The 17,437-nt window shown below is 67.4% G+C and carries 16 protein-coding genes; 8 read left to right on the plus strand and 8 right to left on the minus strand.

Going from position 1 to position 17,437, the window contains the following annotated elements; genetic code table 11:
- The first annotated feature begins 205 nt into the window (after positions 1 to 205).
- Together NS1_RS06745 and phoU are read left to right on the plus strand one after the other, a co-directional pair.
- Complete coding sequence (locus NS1_RS06745) at positions 206 to 2,281, plus strand: LCP family protein (RefSeq protein ID WP_062982634.1); 2,076 nt, start codon at positions 206 to 208, stop codon at positions 2,279 to 2,281.
- Between the two features lie 86 nt (positions 2,282 to 2,367).
- Entirely contained in the window at positions 2,368 to 3,033 is a 666-nt protein-coding gene (phoU, locus tag NS1_RS06750; protein ID WP_056818711.1) for a phosphate signaling complex protein PhoU, read from the plus strand.
- A 183-nt stretch (positions 3,034 to 3,216) separates the two neighbouring features.
- On the opposite strand, the gene pstB is transcribed toward phoU, so the two are convergent.
- The 6 genes from pstB to NS1_RS06780 all read right to left on the minus strand — a co-directional run bounded on the left by pstB (position 3,217) and on the right by NS1_RS06780 (position 9,111).
- On the minus strand, positions 3,217 to 3,993 hold the full coding sequence (gene pstB, locus NS1_RS06755) for a phosphate ABC transporter ATP-binding protein PstB (protein ID WP_056818713.1): 777 nt from the start codon (positions 3,991 to 3,993) through the stop codon (positions 3,217 to 3,219).
- 19 nt (positions 3,994 to 4,012) lie between these two features.
- The gene (gene pstA, locus NS1_RS06760; RefSeq protein WP_062982636.1) at positions 4,013 to 4,918 is read right to left on the minus strand and encodes a phosphate ABC transporter permease PstA; all 906 of its coding nucleotides are present in this window, start codon (positions 4,916 to 4,918) and stop codon (positions 4,013 to 4,015) included.
- The gene (pstC, locus tag NS1_RS06765; RefSeq protein WP_062982638.1) at positions 4,918 to 5,889 is read right to left on the minus strand and encodes a phosphate ABC transporter permease subunit PstC; all 972 of its coding nucleotides are present in this window, start codon (positions 5,887 to 5,889) and stop codon (positions 4,918 to 4,920) included. The genes pstA and pstC overlap by 1 nt, the downstream gene beginning before the upstream one ends.
- A gap of 91 nt (positions 5,890 to 5,980) precedes the next feature.
- Complete coding sequence (gene pstS, locus NS1_RS06770; RefSeq protein ID WP_084503557.1) at positions 5,981 to 7,093, minus strand: phosphate ABC transporter substrate-binding protein PstS; 1,113 nt, start codon at positions 7,091 to 7,093, stop codon at positions 5,981 to 5,983.
- Between the two features lie 294 nt (positions 7,094 to 7,387).
- Complete coding sequence (mshD, locus tag NS1_RS06775) at positions 7,388 to 8,296, minus strand: mycothiol synthase (RefSeq protein WP_062982640.1); 909 nt, start codon at positions 8,294 to 8,296, stop codon at positions 7,388 to 7,390.
- Between the two features lie 53 nt (positions 8,297 to 8,349).
- On the minus strand, positions 8,350 to 9,111 hold the full coding sequence (locus tag NS1_RS06780) for a winged helix-turn-helix transcriptional regulator (RefSeq protein WP_056818720.1): 762 nt from the start codon (positions 9,109 to 9,111) through the stop codon (positions 8,350 to 8,352).
- A gap of 200 nt (positions 9,112 to 9,311) precedes the next feature.
- On the opposite strand from NS1_RS06780, the gene NS1_RS06785 reads away from it, so the two are divergent.
- The 6 genes from NS1_RS06785 (at position 9,312) to NS1_RS06810 (ending at position 13,458) form a co-directional block, all read left to right on the plus strand.
- A complete protein-coding gene (locus tag NS1_RS06785; protein WP_062982642.1) occupies positions 9,312 to 10,160 on the plus strand; it encodes an LmeA family phospholipid-binding protein in 849 nt (282 codons plus the stop codon).
- On the plus strand, positions 10,157 to 10,591 hold the full coding sequence (locus NS1_RS06790; RefSeq protein WP_062982645.1) for a thioredoxin family protein: 435 nt from the start codon (positions 10,157 to 10,159) through the stop codon (positions 10,589 to 10,591). Before NS1_RS06785 ends, NS1_RS06790 begins: the two co-directional genes overlap by 4 nt.
- Before the next feature lie 279 nt (positions 10,592 to 10,870).
- On the plus strand, positions 10,871 to 11,413 hold the full coding sequence (locus tag NS1_RS06795; protein WP_255284445.1) for a DUF4395 domain-containing protein: 543 nt from the start codon (positions 10,871 to 10,873) through the stop codon (positions 11,411 to 11,413).
- Positions 11,414 to 11,441: 28 nt separating this feature from the next.
- Positions 11,442 to 12,275, plus strand: coding sequence for a sulfurtransferase (locus NS1_RS06800; RefSeq protein ID WP_062982646.1), 834 nt, complete (start codon positions 11,442 to 11,444; stop codon positions 12,273 to 12,275).
- A gap of 5 nt (positions 12,276 to 12,280) precedes the next feature.
- Positions 12,281 to 12,586, plus strand: coding sequence for a DUF1416 domain-containing protein (locus tag NS1_RS06805; protein WP_056818727.1), 306 nt, complete (start codon positions 12,281 to 12,283; stop codon positions 12,584 to 12,586).
- A gap of 179 nt (positions 12,587 to 12,765) precedes the next feature.
- Positions 12,766 to 13,458, plus strand: coding sequence for a heme-binding beta-barrel domain-containing protein (locus NS1_RS06810; RefSeq protein ID WP_062982648.1), 693 nt, complete (start codon positions 12,766 to 12,768; stop codon positions 13,456 to 13,458).
- A 329-nt stretch (positions 13,459 to 13,787) separates the two neighbouring features.
- On the opposite strand, the gene cydC is transcribed toward NS1_RS06810, so the two are convergent.
- Positions 13,788 to 15,521 (minus strand): thiol reductant ABC exporter subunit CydC, encoded by a 1,734-nt coding sequence (gene cydC / locus NS1_RS06815; protein ID WP_084503558.1) that lies wholly within the window; start codon positions 15,519 to 15,521, stop codon positions 13,788 to 13,790.
- A complete protein-coding gene (cydD, locus tag NS1_RS06820; protein ID WP_084503559.1) occupies positions 15,518 to 17,434 on the minus strand; it encodes a thiol reductant ABC exporter subunit CydD in 1,917 nt (638 codons plus the stop codon). The genes cydC and cydD overlap by 4 nt, the downstream gene beginning before the upstream one ends.
- Positions 17,435 to 17,437: the final 3 nt, after the last annotated feature.

Genomic DNA, 17,437 nt, shown 5'->3' on the forward strand with positions numbered 1-17,437 from the left:
CGCTGTTTCGGCCGACCGCACCCGCTCGAACAGGGCTTTCCTGAGCCTGGCGAACCTTCTCGATCAATTCGTCGGCGATTCCGGTGTGCACTGGAGTGGCCACTCGTGGCGGAATCGTTATCATTGCGGGATCGTTCGACTCTGGTTCGATCGGAGCCGGGCGATGACGCGCAGGCTGCGCCAGATAGAGGAGTGAGGTTCGTTGGTGGGTGACGATCGGCGCGGGCGCACGCCCCGGCCTGGAAATCGCGCCCCCTGGGAGCGTTATCCGACGGCCGAACCCCCCGAGCAACCGGATACCGGCTCTCGACGTTCCCGGCACGCGGACGCGACGCCCGACGCCGGGACCGCCGCGCCGCTGACGGTGGCCGATCTGGTCAACCGCGTCGACAGCGAACGCACCAGGCGCGGCCGACGGGTGCCCCCCGCAGAAAGCGCCGAGCCCGGCTCGCGCGCGGGCCGTCGAGCCCGCGAACAGGCGCCGCGGCCCACCCCACGTCCCGACATCGCACCCCGCACCGACGGCTCCCCCGTCGTCGACGACATCGCGGGTAAGCCACCACACCGCGCCGAATCCCCCGCCGACCGCACCGCGACCACCGCGATACCCGCCCAGGCGAAAGAGCAGGCACGCAAGGCTCCCCCGGCGCGGCGCGTGGCCGCCGAATCGATCGATCCGCCCACGGACATCCTGCCGACGGTCGACACCGCGGAGCCCGAGCGCGCCAGGCCGGTGAAGACCGCCTCCGCCGCACCGCCGCGTCGTCCGGGCGCCGAAGGTCGGCGTAACAAGCAGGCTCGGATGGCGGGCCGGGTCACGCTGACGTTCGTGGCGGTGCTCGCCCTCGTCATCACCGGCGGCGGCTGGAGCTACCTACAGGCCACCAACAGCAGCTTCACCCAGGTCGACGCCCTCGGCGGCGGCGCCTCCGGCGATGTGCTCGACGGCGATATGCAGCTCGGCGACGAGAACTACCTCATCGTCGGCACCGACACCAGAGCGGGCGTCAACGCCGACATGGGCGCGGGCTCGGCCGCCGACACCGAAGGCGCTCGCGCCGACACGGCGATGCTGGTGCACATCCCGAAGAACCGCTCACGGGTAGTTGTCGTGTCGTTCCCGCGCGACCTCGACGTCACCAGGCCGCAGTGCGCCGGGTGGGACAACGAGAAGGCCACCTACACCGAGCAGAAATTCCCCTCCGCCATCGGCGACAAGCTCAACGCGGTGTACGCCCTCGGCGGGCCGCGCTGCCTGGTGGATGTGGTCCGCAAGATGTCGGGCCTGACCATCGGTCACTTCATCGGCATCGACTTCGCCGGCTTCGAGGCCATGGTCGATCAGATCGGCGGTGTCGAGGTGTGCTCGACCAAACCGATCATCGACGGCGTACTCGGCACGGTGCTCGAGAGCTCGGGCAAGCAGCGCGTCACCGGCGAAACCGCACTCAACTATGTCCGCGCCAGGCACGTGATCGGCGAGGAACGCAGCGACTACGACCGCATCCACCGGCAGCAGCAGTTCCTGGCGGCGCTGCTGCGCGGCGCGTTGTCGGGCAAAGTACTGCTCGATCCGGCCAAGTTACAGGGCTTCGTCGAGGCATTCCGTCAGCACACCTTCGTCGACGGCGTCGGCACGCAGGATCTGATTCTGCTCGGCCGGTCGCTGCAGAAGGTCAACGCGGGCGCTGTCACCTTCATCACCGCGCCCACTGCCGGTACCACCGCCTACGGCAACGAGATTCCCCGTGAGTCCGACATCAAGGCGATCTTCCGCTCGATCATCGATGATCAGCCGCTGCCCGGTGAGGAAACCGCGCCGCCGGTGACGAGCTCGAGCGAGGCGCCGCCGACCCAGGCGCCCAAGCTCTTCGCCGTCAGTCCCGGCTCGGTCTCGCTGCGGATCTCGAACGGAACCGGCCGCACCGGCGTAGCGCAACAGGCCGCGAACAAGCTCTCCAACATGGGTTTCGGGATCTACAACGTCGGCAACTACCCCCAGGGCAGCGAATCCACCGTGGTCCGCTTCTCCACCGGCAACGAGGCCGCGGCCGCCACCGTCGCGAGTTCGATTCCCGGCGCGATGCTCGAACGCGCGGATGACCTCGACGGAATCATCGAGGTCATCCTGGGTTCGAACTACGCCGGACAGGTCCGCACCCCGGCCTCGGTCGGCACCGAAATCCCCGACGTGGGCACCGGCAAACCGATCACCGCGGCGCCGGTAACCCTGCCGTCCGACCTCGAACACATGAACGCGGCCGACACCAGCTGCGACTGACCGCGCTGACCTGCCACGACACTGCCATGCGGCATTAACCCACTGTTGGGTGACAGGGATCCGGGTACCCACTAGGGTCAGCAATCATGCGTGTCATCTACAACGAGCAAATGGCCGACCTCGCCAACCTCCTCGGCGAGATGGCCGGTCTCGCTGGCCAGGCCATGGAACAGGCCACCCAATCACTGCTGCAGGCCGACCTCGGTCTGGCCGAGCAGGTCATCGGTGAGCAGGATCGGATCTCGGTGATGATCACCGAGGCCGAGGAGAAGGCCTTCGCGCTGCTCGCACTGCAGGCACCCGTCGCGGGCGATCTGCGTCAGGTCGTCAGCGCGATCCAGATCGTGGGCGACGTCAACCGGATGGGCGCGCTCGCGCTGCACGTCGCCAAGGTGACCCGCCGCCGTCACCCCGCTCACGCCCTGCCCGAGTCGGTCAACGGCTACTTCGCCGAGATGGGCCGCATCGCGGTCAACATGGGCGCGGGCGCCAAAGAGGTGCTGGAGACCCGCGACCCCGAGCGCGCCGCCCAGCTCAATCAGGACGACGAAGCGATGGACGACCTCCACCGCCACCTGTTCACCCTCCTGATGGACCGTGACTGGAAGTACGGCGTGGCCTCCGCCGTCGACGTGACGCTTCTAGGCCGCTACTACGAGCGCTTCGCCGACCACGCCGTGGAGATCGGCCGCCGCGTGATCTTCCTGGTGACCGGCGTCCTCCCGTCCGACGAGGACATCGAAACCAGCTGAGAAAGAACCCAATAGGCCCGTGCACAATGCACGGGCCTATTGCTTTTCTACTCACTGATCGCGCACGAACATGGGTAACTCACCGAGTACGGACTAACCCACCCGCAACCATCGTCTGGCCGCCAACGCAAACCTCCCCGCACCCAGGTCTGGCCTGAAGTCGCGGGGAGGCGGCGGAGCTTCTTACCCGAAGCGGCCGGAGATGTAGTCCTCCGTGGCGCGCTGGGTGGGGTTGGAGAAGATCTTCTCGGTGTCGTCGATCTCGATCAGGCGGCCGGGCTTGCCCTGGGCCTCGAGGTTGAAGAAACCGGTCTGGTCGCTCACCCGGGCGGCCTGCTGCATGTTGTGGGTGACGATGACGATCGTGAACTCTTTCTTGAGCTCGGTGATCAGGTCCTCGATCGCCAGGGTGGAGATCGGGTCGAGGGCCGAACACGGCTCGTCCATCAGCAGGACGTCGGGCGAGACCGCGATGGCGCGGGCGATGCACAGACGCTGCTGCTGACCACCGGAGAGGCTGCCACCGGGCTTGTCGAGACGGTCCTTGACCTCGTTCCAGAGGTTGGCGCCCTTGAGCGAGCGCTCGGCGACCTCGTCGAGTTCCTTCTTGTTACGCACGCCCTGCAGCTTCAGCCCGGCCACCACGTTGTCGCGAATCGACATGGTGGGGAACGGGTTCGGGCGCTGGAACACCATGCCGATGGTGCGGCGCACGCCGACCGGGTCGATCGAGGAGCTGTAGATGTCCTCGCCGTCGAGCAGCACGGCGCCTTCGACGCGGGCGTTGGGGGTCACCTCGTGCATGCGGTTGAGCGAGCGCAGCACGGTGGACTTGCCACAGCCGGAGGGACCGATGAAGGCGGTGACGCTGCGCGGCAGCACGGTCAGTTCCACATTCGCCACGGCGTGGAAGCTGCCGTAATAGATGTTGAGATCTTTGACGTCGATCCGCTTGGCCATCTGAGTATTCCGTTCGCTTCTATCGGTTCCGGGTGAGCAGCTTGTTGACGCCGGCGGCAGCCAGGTACAGCACCGCGATCATCAGGATCAGCGTGAGCGCCGCACCCCAGACACGTTCGCGGCCCGCGGCCTCCGGGTTGGCCAGCTCTTGGTAGATCAACAGCGGCAGCGAGGCCATGTTGCCGTCGAAGATGTTCTGGTTGATCGACTTCGAGTAACCGACCAACACGAGCACCGGCGCGGTCTCACCCATCACGCGAGCGAGCGAGAGCAGGATGCCGCTGATCATGCCGGGAGCCGCGGTGGGAATGACGATCCGCAGGATGGTCTTCCACTTCGGCACGCCGAGCGCGTAGGACGCCTCGCGCAGCTCATCGGGTACCAGTTTCAGCATTTCCTCGCAGCTGCGCACGACCACCGGCAGCATCAGCAGCACAAGCGCCAACGAGACGGCGAAAGAGCTCTGCGGCATACCGAGCGTGGCGATCCACAGCGCGAAGATGAACAACGCGGCGACGATCGACGGCACACCGGCCAGGATGTCGACCATGAAGGTGGTGACCTTGGCGAGCCGGCCACGGCCGTATTCGACCAGGTAGACCGCGGCCATGATGCCCAATGGCACCGCGATGACCGAGGCGACGGCGGCCTGCACGATGGTGCCGTAGATGGCGTGGTAGACGCCACCGCCGGTCTCGTCCGGAAGGATGCCCTTCTGCGAGTTGAACCACCAGTCCGATGACAAGATCGCGGTGAGGCCCTTGCTGACCACCAGACCTAGCACCCACACCAGCGGGATCAGGGCGATGACGAAACAGATGGTGACCATGGCGGTGGCGACGTTGTTCTTGATCCGCCTGCCGGTGCTGACGTGACGGAACGTCGGTGCCTTGACCGGCTTGTCGAGGACAGTTGTCGTAGGCATCAGCCGTTCACCTTTCCGCCGGAAGCGAGGCGGGCCAGCGCGTTGACGATGAAGGTCAGCGCGAAGAGAACGAAGCCGGCGGCGATATAGGCGCCGGTCGGCAGCGGTGAACTGAACTCCGAGGCCGCCGAGGCGATCTTGGAGGCGAAGGTATAGCCGCCGTCGAACAGCGACCAGGTACCGGCGTTGCTCGCGGTGCGCAGCACGACCAGCACGGCGATCGTCTCACCGAGCGCACGGCCGAGGCCGAGCATGGAACCGGCGATCACACCGCTGCGACCGTAGGGCAGCACGGTCATCCGCATCACTTCCCACTTGGTGGCGCCGAGGGCCTGCGCGGCCTCGATGTGGGCGCGCGGGGTGAGTGCGAACACTTCGCGGGACACCGAGGTGATGATCGGCAGGATCATCACCGCGAGCACGACGCCGGCGGTGAAGATGGTGCCGCCACCGCCGATCGAGACATTGCCATCGGAGAACAGGAAGAACCAGTCGAGGTTGCTGTTGAGGAACTCCTGCACCGGCGAGATCTGCGGCGCCAGCACGAGGAAGCCCCACAGGCCGAACACGATCGACGGCACCGCGGCGAGCAGGTCGATCAGCATCGTGAACGGCTTACCCAACCGCGACGGCGCGTAGTGGGTCAGGAACAGCGCGATGCCGACCCCGATCGGCACCGCGACGACCAGTGCGAACACCGAGCTCAAGACCGTGACCATGAACAGGTCGCGGATACCGAAGCGGAGATTGTTGGCATCGCCGGTCGAGAACTCGGTGCTGGTGAAGAAGTTGGCGTTGTTGGCCATGAGCGAGGGGACCGCGCGGATCAGCAGGAACAGCGCGATCAACGCGATGGCGGCGACGATCGTGGCGCCGGCCGCGGTGGCTGTCCACCGGAAGATCGTCTCGGCGTTCAGGCGGCCGGTACGACCCCCGTCAGGGGCCTTGTCGATTTTCGGTTCGGTCGGCATATTCGCAGTATCTCCGGCCGCCCGTGGGCTCGTCGAATTCGACGAGCCCACGGCGGTCACCTCAGGGTGCATGGTCATGGCCAGGGAGCGATCAGGAGATGGCGTTGATCGCGGTGGTCAGCTTGGTCTTGAACTGATCCGGGATAGCGACGTACCCCGCCTCGTCCAGACCCTTCTGGCCGTTGGTGACGGCCGAGGTCAGGAAAGCCTTGACGGCCTTGCTGGTTTCGGCGTCGGCGTACTTCGAGCACACGATCTCGTAGGTCGGCAGGATGATCGGGTACGAACCGGCGACGGTCGGCTTGTAGAACGAGCTGACGTCGAGGACGAGGTCGTTGCCCTCACCCTTGATCTTGGCGCCGTCGATGGCCTTACCGGCCGACTCGGTGCTCAGCTTGACCGGGTCCTTCGATGCCGAGGTGATGATCTGCGCGATCGACAGGCTCTGCGCCTTGGCGAAGGACCACTCGTTGTAGGTGATCGCGTTCTTGGTGTTCTTCACGGCCGCCGAGGTGCCCTCGTTGCCCTTCGAACCCTCGCCCACGCCGCCGGCGAAGACCTTGCCCGCGCCCTTGCCCCACGCGCCGTCGGAGGCAGCGTCGAGGTAGAGCTGGAAGTTGTCGGTGGTGCCCGACTCGTCGGAGCGGAAGATCACGGCGATCTTCTCCGAGGGGAGCTTGGCGTTGGGGTTGAGCGCCTTGATCTCCGGGGCATCCCAGGTGGCGACGGAGCCGTTGAACACCTTGGCGGCGGTCGGACCGTCGAGCACCAGGTCGGTGACGCCGTCGACGTTGTAGGTGATGGCGATCGGGCCGAAGACGGTCGGCAGGTTCCATGCAGGGCTGGCACAGCGCTCGGCAGCCTTGGCCGGCTCTTCCTTCTTCGAGCTCAGCGGCGAGTCGGAACCACCGAAATCGGTCTGGCCACCGATGAACTCGTTGACACCCGCGCCCGAGCCACTCGAGGTGTAGTTCAGGGTGTAGCCGTCGCAGTTGGTCTCGTACGCCTTGACGAAACGGTCCATGGCGTTCTTCTGGGCCGAGGAACCGCTGGACTTCAGCGCCTTCTTGCCACCGCATTCGACGCTGGAGTTGGCAGCACTGCTCGTATCGCCAGCGGTGTTGTCGTCGCTGCCACAGGCGGCCAGGGTCATGGTGCCCACGGCGAGAACGCCGACCAGGGCACTGGTGCGCTTGAAGTTCACTTTTCCTCCGACAATGCTGGGTGTCTCGCTCGGTCCCTCACCGGCCCGAGCGAGGCTGGGGGTGCAGGCGATCCCGAAGGAATGCGCGCACCAGGCGACGACTGTGCCGCCCAGAAGTAACCTAGGGTCGCCCGGTTGACAGTGGGCCCGACGTGGGTTAACGGAAAATGAACAGCCCGGCGCGATCGATGCGGCGAATGTGACGTTAGCCCCAGTTTTACTCGCAGGTACCCGGTCATCCGCGCAATATTCTCCTCGCGCACCAGAATTCACCTCCGTGTGAGGTGACTCGCATCAAGGCAGTGAGTACGCGACGTCGATATGGGCGGGGGCGAATCCGAGCTTGGTGTAGGTGTGCACCGCGGCGGTGTTGTCGGCCTCGGTATAGAGCAGGACTTCCGAGGATCCGGCCGCGCGCAGGTGCCGCAGACCGGCCAGGGTCAGCAGTCGACCGAGGCCACGCCCTTGCGCGGCCGGGTCGACCCCGACCACGTACACCTCACCGGCGGGGGCGGCGTCGGGGTGCTGTTTGGTCCAGTGGAAACCGAGCAGGCGGCTCGGATCGGCGGCGTCGAAAGCCAGAAAGAGACCGGCCGGTTCGAACCAGGATTCCGCGCGTCGAGCGGCGATCTCACGCTCGGTCCAGCCGCCCTGTTCGGGATGCCAGGCGAAAGCCGCGTTATTCACCCGCAGGATTTCGAGGTCGTCGACCTGGCCCGCGTAGGTACGCAGGATGAGGTCTCCGGGGACCTCGAGTTCGGGTAGCTCCGGGGTAGCCAGTGATCGGCGCATCTGCCACAGCTCGCGGGCGGTGCTCAGTCCTAGGCCGGTCGCCAACGCCTTGGCCGCGGGCAGGTCGCCGTGCGCCCACACCCTGGCGCCCGCGCCACCTTCGGCCAGCGCGGCGCGCACCAGCTCCGTACCGATACCGGCGCCACGCGCGGTCGGGTCTACGGCGACCTCGGCCATTGCGGGGTGTTCGTCATGTGCCGCAACAAGATTCGCGTAGCCGACCAGCTCACCGGCGCGGACCGCGAGCAAATGCCTGGTCGAGGGGTCGACTTCGGCGAGGGAGAGCACCGCTTGCTCGGAGACCGGGGCCACGCCGTCGACCTCAGCCGCGCGTTCGAGCAGTGCGCGCACCGTGTTCACGGTGCCGGGCTCGACCTGATCGGTCCAGGTCAGGGTTGCTGTGTCCGACATCGCGTCCTCTCGAAGCGTGGCACGGTCACCGTATTGCGCCGCGCCGACGAGCGCTACTGCGCGGAGCCGTTCACCGGGGCGAAGGAGTCGTCGCCGTCGATGTCCTCGTCGACGAAGGTCACCACCTCGCCCTTGGCGGCGGCTGTTCGAGCCGGGCGCACGGCCTTGTAGCCGACATTGCGCACGGTGCCGATCAGCGACTCGTACTCGGTGCCGAGCTTGGCGCGCAGGCGTCGCACGTGCACGTCGACGGTGCGGGTGCCACCGAAGAAGTCGTAGCCCCAGACCTCTTGCAGCAGTTGGGCACGGGTGAACACCCGGCCCGCGTGCTGAGCGAGATACTTGAGCAGCTCGAATTCCTTGTAGGTGAGGTCGAGCGGGCGACCACGCAGCCGCGCGGTGTAGGTGCCCTCGTCGATCACCAGCTCACCCAGGGTGATCTTGCCGGTGTTCTCCGGGCTGGCGACCCCACCGTTGCGTCCGACCAGCAGCCGCAGGCGCGCATCGAGCTCGGCGGGGCCGGTGCCGGGCAGCAGGATGTCGTCCAGGCCCCAGTCCGCGTTGACGGCCACCAGGCCGCCCTCGGTCAGGACCGCGACCACCGGCACCGAGGACCCGGTACTGCCGAGCAGTCGGCACAGACCGCGCGCGGCGGCCAGGTCCGTTCTCGCGTCGACCAGCGCGACATCGGCACTACTCGCCTCCAGCAGGGACGACACCTCGGTCGGCGCGGGCCGGACGTTGTGCGCCAGTAGCGTCAACGACGGCAGGACCGCGTCGGGGTTGGGGTCGGAGGTCAGTAGGAGCAGCTCCATGGGGCTCTCCTCCTATCTCGTTGCTCCGCGGACGACAGCAGCCGCGTAGCTACGTCGCCGAAACACAGGTTAAGTCGTGTGCAACATTAGCGCCTCCACAGCCACTACCTCGCAACACGGCGTCCGTTTTGTGTCCTTCGCTCTGGTCCTGGTCGCGGGCGGGGCCCGCGACCCGCGGCGCCAGCCGCTAGTGTCACATCATGCGCAAGCTGATCATCGGGCTTCTCTGCCTGGCCGGTTTGGCGGTGGTCATCGATTTCGGCGCCGCCGCCTATTCGGAGTACCACGTCTCCCGTCAACTGCGGGCAGGCGCGGATCTCTCGGCCGACCCGGAAGTGACGTTCCACGGATTTCCGTTCACGGCGCAGGCGATGAGCGGCCGCTACGACGACGTGACCATCCGCGCCCGCGGCGTGCGCCCCGACATCCCCGGCGAGGTCGGCATCGAGGCCAAGCTGCAGGGCTTGCACGCCCCCGCGAGCGAGTTGCTCGACGGCGCGGCCCGCAAGGTGCAGGTCGACCGGATCGACGCGTTGATGCGGTTCGAGCCCACCGAGCTCGGCAAGCTCTTCGGCATCCCGGACCTGCAGGTCCACACTCCGCCCGCCGACAAGTCCGACGGGACGGGCGGCTCCGGCGGGTCGGGTATGACGACCGCGGGCGTCCTCGTCCTGAAGGGCACCCTGCCGACCACGGCGAACGGGCGCGTCCTCCCCGTCGGTGTCACCCCTTCCAGTTCCGCGACGCGCGTGCCGGTGCAGATCCAGGCCGACCTGTTGCTCGAGGGCGACAAGGTCCGCATCCAGGCGACCGGTTTCTACACCGACACCACCAGCACCACCGACACGACCGCGGCGGTGACCACCGATTCGAAGATCCCCGAGACCGATCACGCCGCTGTCCTCGCTCGCTTCAGCCGTACGATCGATATCAAGGAGTTGCCGTTCGGTGTCGCACCGACCGAGGTGTCGGCGCTCGGCGGCCAGATCGTCGTCGAGGGTGTCGGCCGCAACGTCACCATCGACCTGGACCGATTGCAGCAACCATGATCGAGATCGTCATTCTGGCCGCCGTCATCGCGGCCGCCGTCGCGGTGGGCTTCGCGCTGTCGCGTAAGCAGGGGCAGGTTCGTCCGGCCTCCCTCGACCCCGAGACCCAACAGCGCGCCCAGCTGCTCGATGCCGCGGGTGTGACCGGCGAGGCCCCCGCGGTGTTGCATTTCTCCGCCGACTGGTGCGGCCCGTGTGACGCGGTCCGCCGGGTCGTGGCGGGCGTCACCGCCGAACTGTCGGAATCCCCGAATGCCCCGCGCGACATCGAGATCGATATCGATGCCGCTCCCGCGCTCGCCCGCGAGCTCAATGTGCTCTCCCTGCCGACGACCTTCGTCTTCGACGCCGAGGGAAAGGAACGCTTCCGCATCTCCGGCGTCCCGAAGGCGGGCGACCTGCGTACCGCCCTCGAGCCCCTGACTGTGTGATCAAGCCCCATATCCAGGGGGGCCGAGACATTCTCCGGGGAGACCGGGTAAACTACTTCTCGTGCAAACCGACCACGAGCTGATGCTCACCCGACGCCGCACAGTTGACCTGTGTCGCCTCGGTGGTTGTTGCTGCCTGTGCTGCTGAACGATCGGCCCATTCTCTCCCGAGATTTCTGACGTCGATCCATGCCCGCCGCGCGAGTGATCCTCTCGGATCCCCCGGCGAACAGGTAGATCCCCCTGGAAGTGCTCATCTGAAGCGCAGGAGTTCGCACAATGACCGATTCTGATTCCCTACCTCGCGTAGACGTCCGAGGGCCGCGTTTCGTGGCCTGGATCACCACCGGCGTCCTCGTCCTGGTGCTACTCGTCAGCGCCTTCTCGACCCTCGCCGCCGCGATCCTGATCGGCCTGCAGGCCGTCGTGTTCGCGATCGGCGCGATTGCGGGCCCTGCCAAGCACCCTTACGGCCGGATCTACGCCGCGTTCGTCGCGCCGCGTAACGGTCCGCCCACCGAGACCGAGCCCGTGCCGCCGCTGCGTTTCGCGCAAGCGCTCGGCTTCGTGTTCGCCGGTCTCTCCCTGCTGGGCTTCGCGCTCGGCACCTCGATCGTCGGCGCGGTGTTCGCCGGCTTCGCCCTGTTCGCGGCGTTCTTGAACGCGGCGTTCGGGGTCTGCCTGGGTTGCCAGATCTATCCGCTGGTAGCTCGCTTCCGCCGGTCAGCTCCACACATTGGCGGAACTGGCCGCCCCTCCGTGGTTACGCAGGCTGCCTCCTCCGGGCCTGATGCCAACTCCGCCGCTCCGGCACCGAACTGACCCCCTGCACGTCTCTGAAAGGAACAACATGGCTCGCTCCGATGTCCTGGTCTCCGTTGACTGGGCCGAAGAGAACCTCAACGCCCCCGGCGTCGTCTTCGTCGAGGTCGACGAGGACACCTCCGCCTACGAGGGTGGCCACATCGAAGGCGCCATCCGCCTGGACTGGAAGACCGACCTGCAGGATCAGGTCCGTCGTGACTTCGTGAACCAGGAGCAGTTCTCCGACCTGCTCTCGACGCGTGGCATCGGCAACGATGACACCGTGGTGCTCTACGGCGGCAACAACAACTGGTTCGCGGCCTACGCCTACTGGTACTTCAAGCTCTACGGCCACAACGACGTCAAGCTGCTCGACGGCGGCCGTAAGAAGTGGGAGCTCGACGGTCGTCCGCTCTCGCGTGACGCGGTCTCGCGCCCGGCCACCCAGTACAAGGCCGCCGCTCCCGACCTGAGCATCCGCGCGTTCCGTGACGAGGTCATCGCGGCCATCGGCACCAAGAACCTGGTCGACGTGCGCAGCCCCGACGAGTTCTCGGGCAAGATCCTCGCCCCCGCGCACCTGCCGCAGGAGCAGAGCCAGCGTCCCGGCCACATCCCGGGCGCGATCAACGTGCCGTGGAGCAAGGCCGCGAACGAGGACGGTACCTTCCGCAGCGACGCCGACCTGGCCGAGCTGTACAAGGACGCGGGCCTGGACGGCGAGAAGGAAACCATCGCCTACTGCCGCATCGGCGAGCGTTCCTCGCACACCTGGTTCGTGCTGCAGGAGCTGCTCGGCCACCAGAACGTCAAGAACTACGACGGCAGCTGGACCGAATACGGTTCCCTCGTCGGAGCGCCTATCGAGTTGGGAGCGTAATCAATATGTGTGCAGCACCTACCCAGGGTCAGGCCATTCCGGCCGGCGTCGATGTGGAGAAGGAAACGGTCATCACCGGCCGTGTCCTGAGCACCGACGGCCAGCCCGTCGGCGGCGCGTTCGTGCGTCTGCTCGACGGCAACGGTGACTTCACCGCCGAGGTCGTCGCCTCCGGCACCGGTGATTTCCGCTTCTTCGCCGCGCCGGGTTCGTGGACCCTGCGCGCGCTGTCCTCGTCGGGCAACGGCTCCGCCGAGATCAGCCCCGAGGGCGCGGGCATCCACGCTGTGGATGTCGCGGTCGCGAAGTAAGAAGCTCACAACGGCCCTGGTAGTTCCTGTGCGGGAACTACCAGGGCCGTTTTCGTATCCGTTGCCGGGAGTAGCTAGACTCCGATTGTGGTCATCTTCTTCGAGGTACTCCTTGTTGCCGTGTCGATTCTCATCGGCTGGTTCGGCCTTTACGTCCTCTACCGCCTCTTCACCGAGTCATGAGCGGGCTCGCTGGCGAAGGTAACGAACCGGCCGAGCGAGCGAGCAACGAGCAAGGCGCTCCGGCCGAGCGTCGTAGTGGCGACGAGGCAGTGAATGTCGCGGCTGAACGGGCCAAAGAGACCGGCGCCCGAAACATTTCGGTGCTGCCTGGTCTTCCGCTGCCCGAGGACACGGCCAATCTGCGCCTCGGCCCCGATCTGAACCACGCCATGCTCGCCCTGTTGCCGCTGGTCGGCGTGTGGCGCGGCGAGGGCGAAGGCAACCACCCCGCCGAGGGCGACTACCGATTCGGCCAGCAGATCATCGTCTCCCACGACGGCGGCGACTACCTCGCCTGGGAATCGCAGACCTGGAAACTCGACGCCGAGGGCGAATACACCGGTCCCGACCTGCGCGAGAGCGGCTACTGGCGGGTCGGCGGCGAGGGCGCAGACGAAATGCTCGAACTCCTGCTCACCCACAGCAACGGCGTCATCGAGCTGTACTACGGCCAGGCCCGCAACCATGCCTCCTGGGAGCTCGCGACCGACGTCTCCATCCGCAGCACCTCCGGCGTGGTGGTGGGCGGCGCGAAGCGCCTCTACGGCATCGTCGAGAACGGCGACCTCGCCTACGTGGAAGAACGCGTAGACCCCGACGGCGCTCTCGTCCCCCGCCTGTCGGCACGGCTGGTCCGCTACATCGGCTGAGATTCTTCGCGAACGGCCCGTCCAGATCTTTCCGGGCGGGCCGTTTTCGTCCTGACATGGAGCGACCCCCGAGCCGTTCCGCCACGTTCTCTGAACGCGATGGTCCCGGTTGGATCGTCCGGGGGCTCGGGGGTCGGGTGACTGCCTGGGATTCGCTCAGCGCACCGCTGGGGAATCTCCCGCAGTGGAGCTGCTAGCGGGCAGCCACCTCACGCATCCGATGAACATACATTCTTCAGACCACCTCCTCTCTTGTGTACTGATGAATCTAGCCGCGCTCGGCGCGGTCGGCAATGGAATTAATTGTGATGCTGACCTGGGTGTATGCGTCAGGTTGCCGAGGATGTCGCGGCATGGGGATGTTCGATGTGGCAGGTGCCGGTCGCATCGACGGTGACGACGGTGTCGGCTCCGTGCCCGCGCGGGAGTTGGTGGGTGACAACGACAACGGTGCGATCGGGACCGACGAGACCGCTGTCCACATCAAGGAGCTCGCGCAGGAGTTGATCGCCTTCGGCGGCGGCCAGGTGTTCGGTCGGCTCGTCGAGGAGCAGCGTGTGCGCGGGGGCGACGAGGGCGCGGGCCAGCAGGATGCGGCGCCGTTGTCCACCGGATACGGCGGCCGCACCCGCGGTGAGCGAGGTGTGCAGACCGTCCGGCAGCGAATCCAGCCAGGGGCCGAGACCGACTGTGCGCATCGCGCTTTCGGCCTCGTCGAGGGTGAGGTCACCGCGCGCCACTCGCAGATTCTCCAGAATCGAGGTGCCGAACAGGTGCGCGTCCTCCGCGAAGAACGTGACCCCGTCCCGAGGCGTATCGAACAGGCCGGCCCACGCCATCAGCAGCGTCGTCTTGCCCGCCCCACTCGGTCCGACAACGACCACCCGCGACCCCGTCGGCATCGGGATCCGCCTGGCCGTGGCCACCGGTCCCTGGTCAGCGACCACCGACCGGGCGCGTTCTCGAATCCCCACAACTCCCCGGTCGACGTCAACCGGAGCAGCCTCGACCGCTGCCCACTCGCGGCGCTCGCTCTCGGCGCCGACAGTGCCGCGGGTTCCTACCGAGATGCCGCGGAGGCGATGCAGGGCCGCACGGGAAGTGGTGAGTGTGGTCGCGGCGGCGGGAAGCGCGCCCACGGCTTCGAAGGCCGACAGCGGGACCAGCACCAGGATCGTCAAAGCCATCGGGGTCATGCCGCCAGGGAGCCCGCCGGTCGGCCCGTAGGCGGCGATGCCGACCAGCAGCGCACCGAACGCGCTGACCCCGATCGACAGCGGAGTGGCCGCGGCCGCCCACGCACTCCGCGAGGCAGCCGAATCCTCCGCGATCACCGCACGCCGAGAAGCCTTGTCCGCCACCGCGAGGGCCGCATCCAGCCGCCCCGCGACACGGAGCTCGGCAGCATGATCGAGCACCGTGAGCCCCTCGGCGGTGAACTCTGCCCGATCGACCCGCACCGCCCGCTCGGCCTCTCGCGCGGCCACCGCCGACATCCACGGCGCGAGAATCCCCGAAACCCCCAGCGCGACAGCAAGGATCACCGCCGCCAACGGCGAGATCGTCGCGATCAGCCCCACGGCGGCCAGCGACAACACCACGGCGACGGCCACCGGCACCAGCACCCGAACAACCACCGCCCCGAGATCGTCGATATCAGCACCGATCCGGACGAGCACATCCCCGCGCCGCACCACACGACCCGAGCCCGATGGCAGGTCAGCGCGGCTCCGGTCTCGCCACCACCAGACATCCGACTGCGCCAACGTGCGATACACCGAGGTCCGGGCCGTTGTCATCGCCCGCAGCGCCACATCGTGGGTGGCCAGACGCTCCAGATACCGGCACACACCTCGCGAGATACCGAGCGCCCGCACCGCGACCACCGCGACGCTCAGATCCAGCACCGGCGGCATCTGCCAGGCCCGCGCGATCAACCACGCGGCGAGCGCGGCCAACCCGAGCCCACTGCCCAACGCCGCCACGCCCCAGGCGATCGCCACCGCGACCCGCGCGGGCGGCAACGCCAGCAGCCGCCACATCTCCCGCAGATCGCCGATCATGAGACCTCCACCCCGTACCCGCGACCGGCGGAGTTGCTCGTCGCCACCGAATCCGGCGCGACGACTGAAGGCGTGTGCCCCGCGACGACCTCGATCACCACATCGCCCGCTGCCAGCACGGTCGGACGGTGGGCGACGACCACGACGGTCGCGCCGGCGGCGGCGTATTCGCGCAGGGCGGTGAGCACGCGCTGCTCGCTCTCGGGGTCGAGGTGGGCGGTGGGTTCGTCGAGGAGCAGGATCGGGCGGTGGGCGGCGAGGACGCGGGTGAGGGCGAGGCGTTGGCGTTGGCCTAGGGAGAGCCCGGTGCCGTTCTGACCGACAACGGTGTTCCAGCCGTCGGGGAGTTCGGCCAGCACGCTCTCGAATCCCGTTGCGGCGCTGACGGATCGAAGATCATCGGCGGTCGGGTCCGGGACGGCCCCGAGCAACTCGACATTCTCGCGCAAGGTTCCGGGAACCAGCACCGGCCGCTGTGGCAACCAGGCGATCCGACTCCACCAGCTGTCGAGGTCGAGTTCACGAACATCGGTGCCGTCGACGAAGACGGCGCCTTCATCGGGTTCGGCCAGCCCCAGAATCGCTTGCACCGTGGTCGATTTCCCGCACCCGTTCGGCCCGGTCAGGACGGTCACCAGTCCGGGGTCGAGCTCGGCCGTCAATCGATCGGGCGCGACGCCTGTCCTGGCGGCAACAGACAAACCACGCAAGGTGATTCGCGCAGGCCCGACACCCACATCAGGTAGTCCGGCCACGGCCACCGTCCGGCTGCCGGAGGCGATGACCTCGCCCCAGGCGGCGCGAGGAGGCGCCGGCTCGGCCCGCCGGGGCGGTTCGAGCACCGCGAAAGCCCGGTCAGCCGCGGCCATTCCGTCCTGCGCCGCATGGAACTTCTCCCCCACCTGCCGCAGCGGCCAGTACACCTCCGGCGCGAGAATCAACGCCACCAGCCCGCTGTACAGCGCCATCTCCCCGAACACCAACCGCAGCCCGATCGCCACCGCGATCAGCGCGACACTCAGCGTCGCGAGACTTTCCAGCACCATCGAGGACAGGAAGGCGATCCGCAGCGCGCGCATGGTCCGCTGTCGCAGCGAATCGCCGAGGGCCTGTACCTGATTCACCATCGAAGGACCGTCCGCCCCCTCGCGGCCGAGGGCGCGCAGGGTGGGCATGCCCGCGAAAAGGTCCAGAATCTGGTCCGACAACCGGGTGGTCGCCGCCAGCGTCGCCTCGGCTCGACCCTGGGTGAGCAGCCCGATCAGCACCATGAACACCGGGATCAACGGCACGGTGATCACCGCGATCAACGCCGAGGTCGGATCGTGCAGGGCGATGACCACCAACACCACCGGCGGCACCAGACAGGCCAGCAACAGCGCGGGCAGATAACCGGTGAACCACCCACGCAAACCGCTGAGACCGTTGCCGACGACGACCGCGATCTCGGTTCGCCGTACGTCCAGTTCCCGCGGCGGCAGTTCGGCGCCTGCCCGCAGCACCGCCGTCTCCAGCTCCGCGACCACCGCGCTGCCGGCTCGATGAGCCAACCGCGCCTGCCACCAACTCGCCAGCCCCCGCACCGCGACGGCTCCCGCGAGTACAGCCAATTCCGTGGTCCACGCACCGAACTCACGCTTGCTCGGATCCGTGATGACCCCGGCGAGCACGCGTCCCAGCACGATGGCGATCACCACGATCGTCGCCGTGATCACCAGCGCCAGCGCGACAGCGATCACCAGATGCGGCCGCGCCGACCGCGCGTACCGCCACAGCCGCGGATCCACCGGTCCGCGCCGCGACCGTTTCGGCGTCCCCTCGCCCGGCCCCGGTCCATCCTGCGACAAGCTCTCCGACACCACAGCGTCCGACCTTTCGCGAGCGACACTTACCCGAGGCAGGGCCGACGCCATCGG

The organism is Nocardia salmonicida NBRC 13393, from assembly GCF_001613085.1.
GTDB classification, from domain to species: Bacteria; Actinomycetota; Actinomycetes; order Mycobacteriales; family Mycobacteriaceae; genus Nocardia; species Nocardia salmonicida.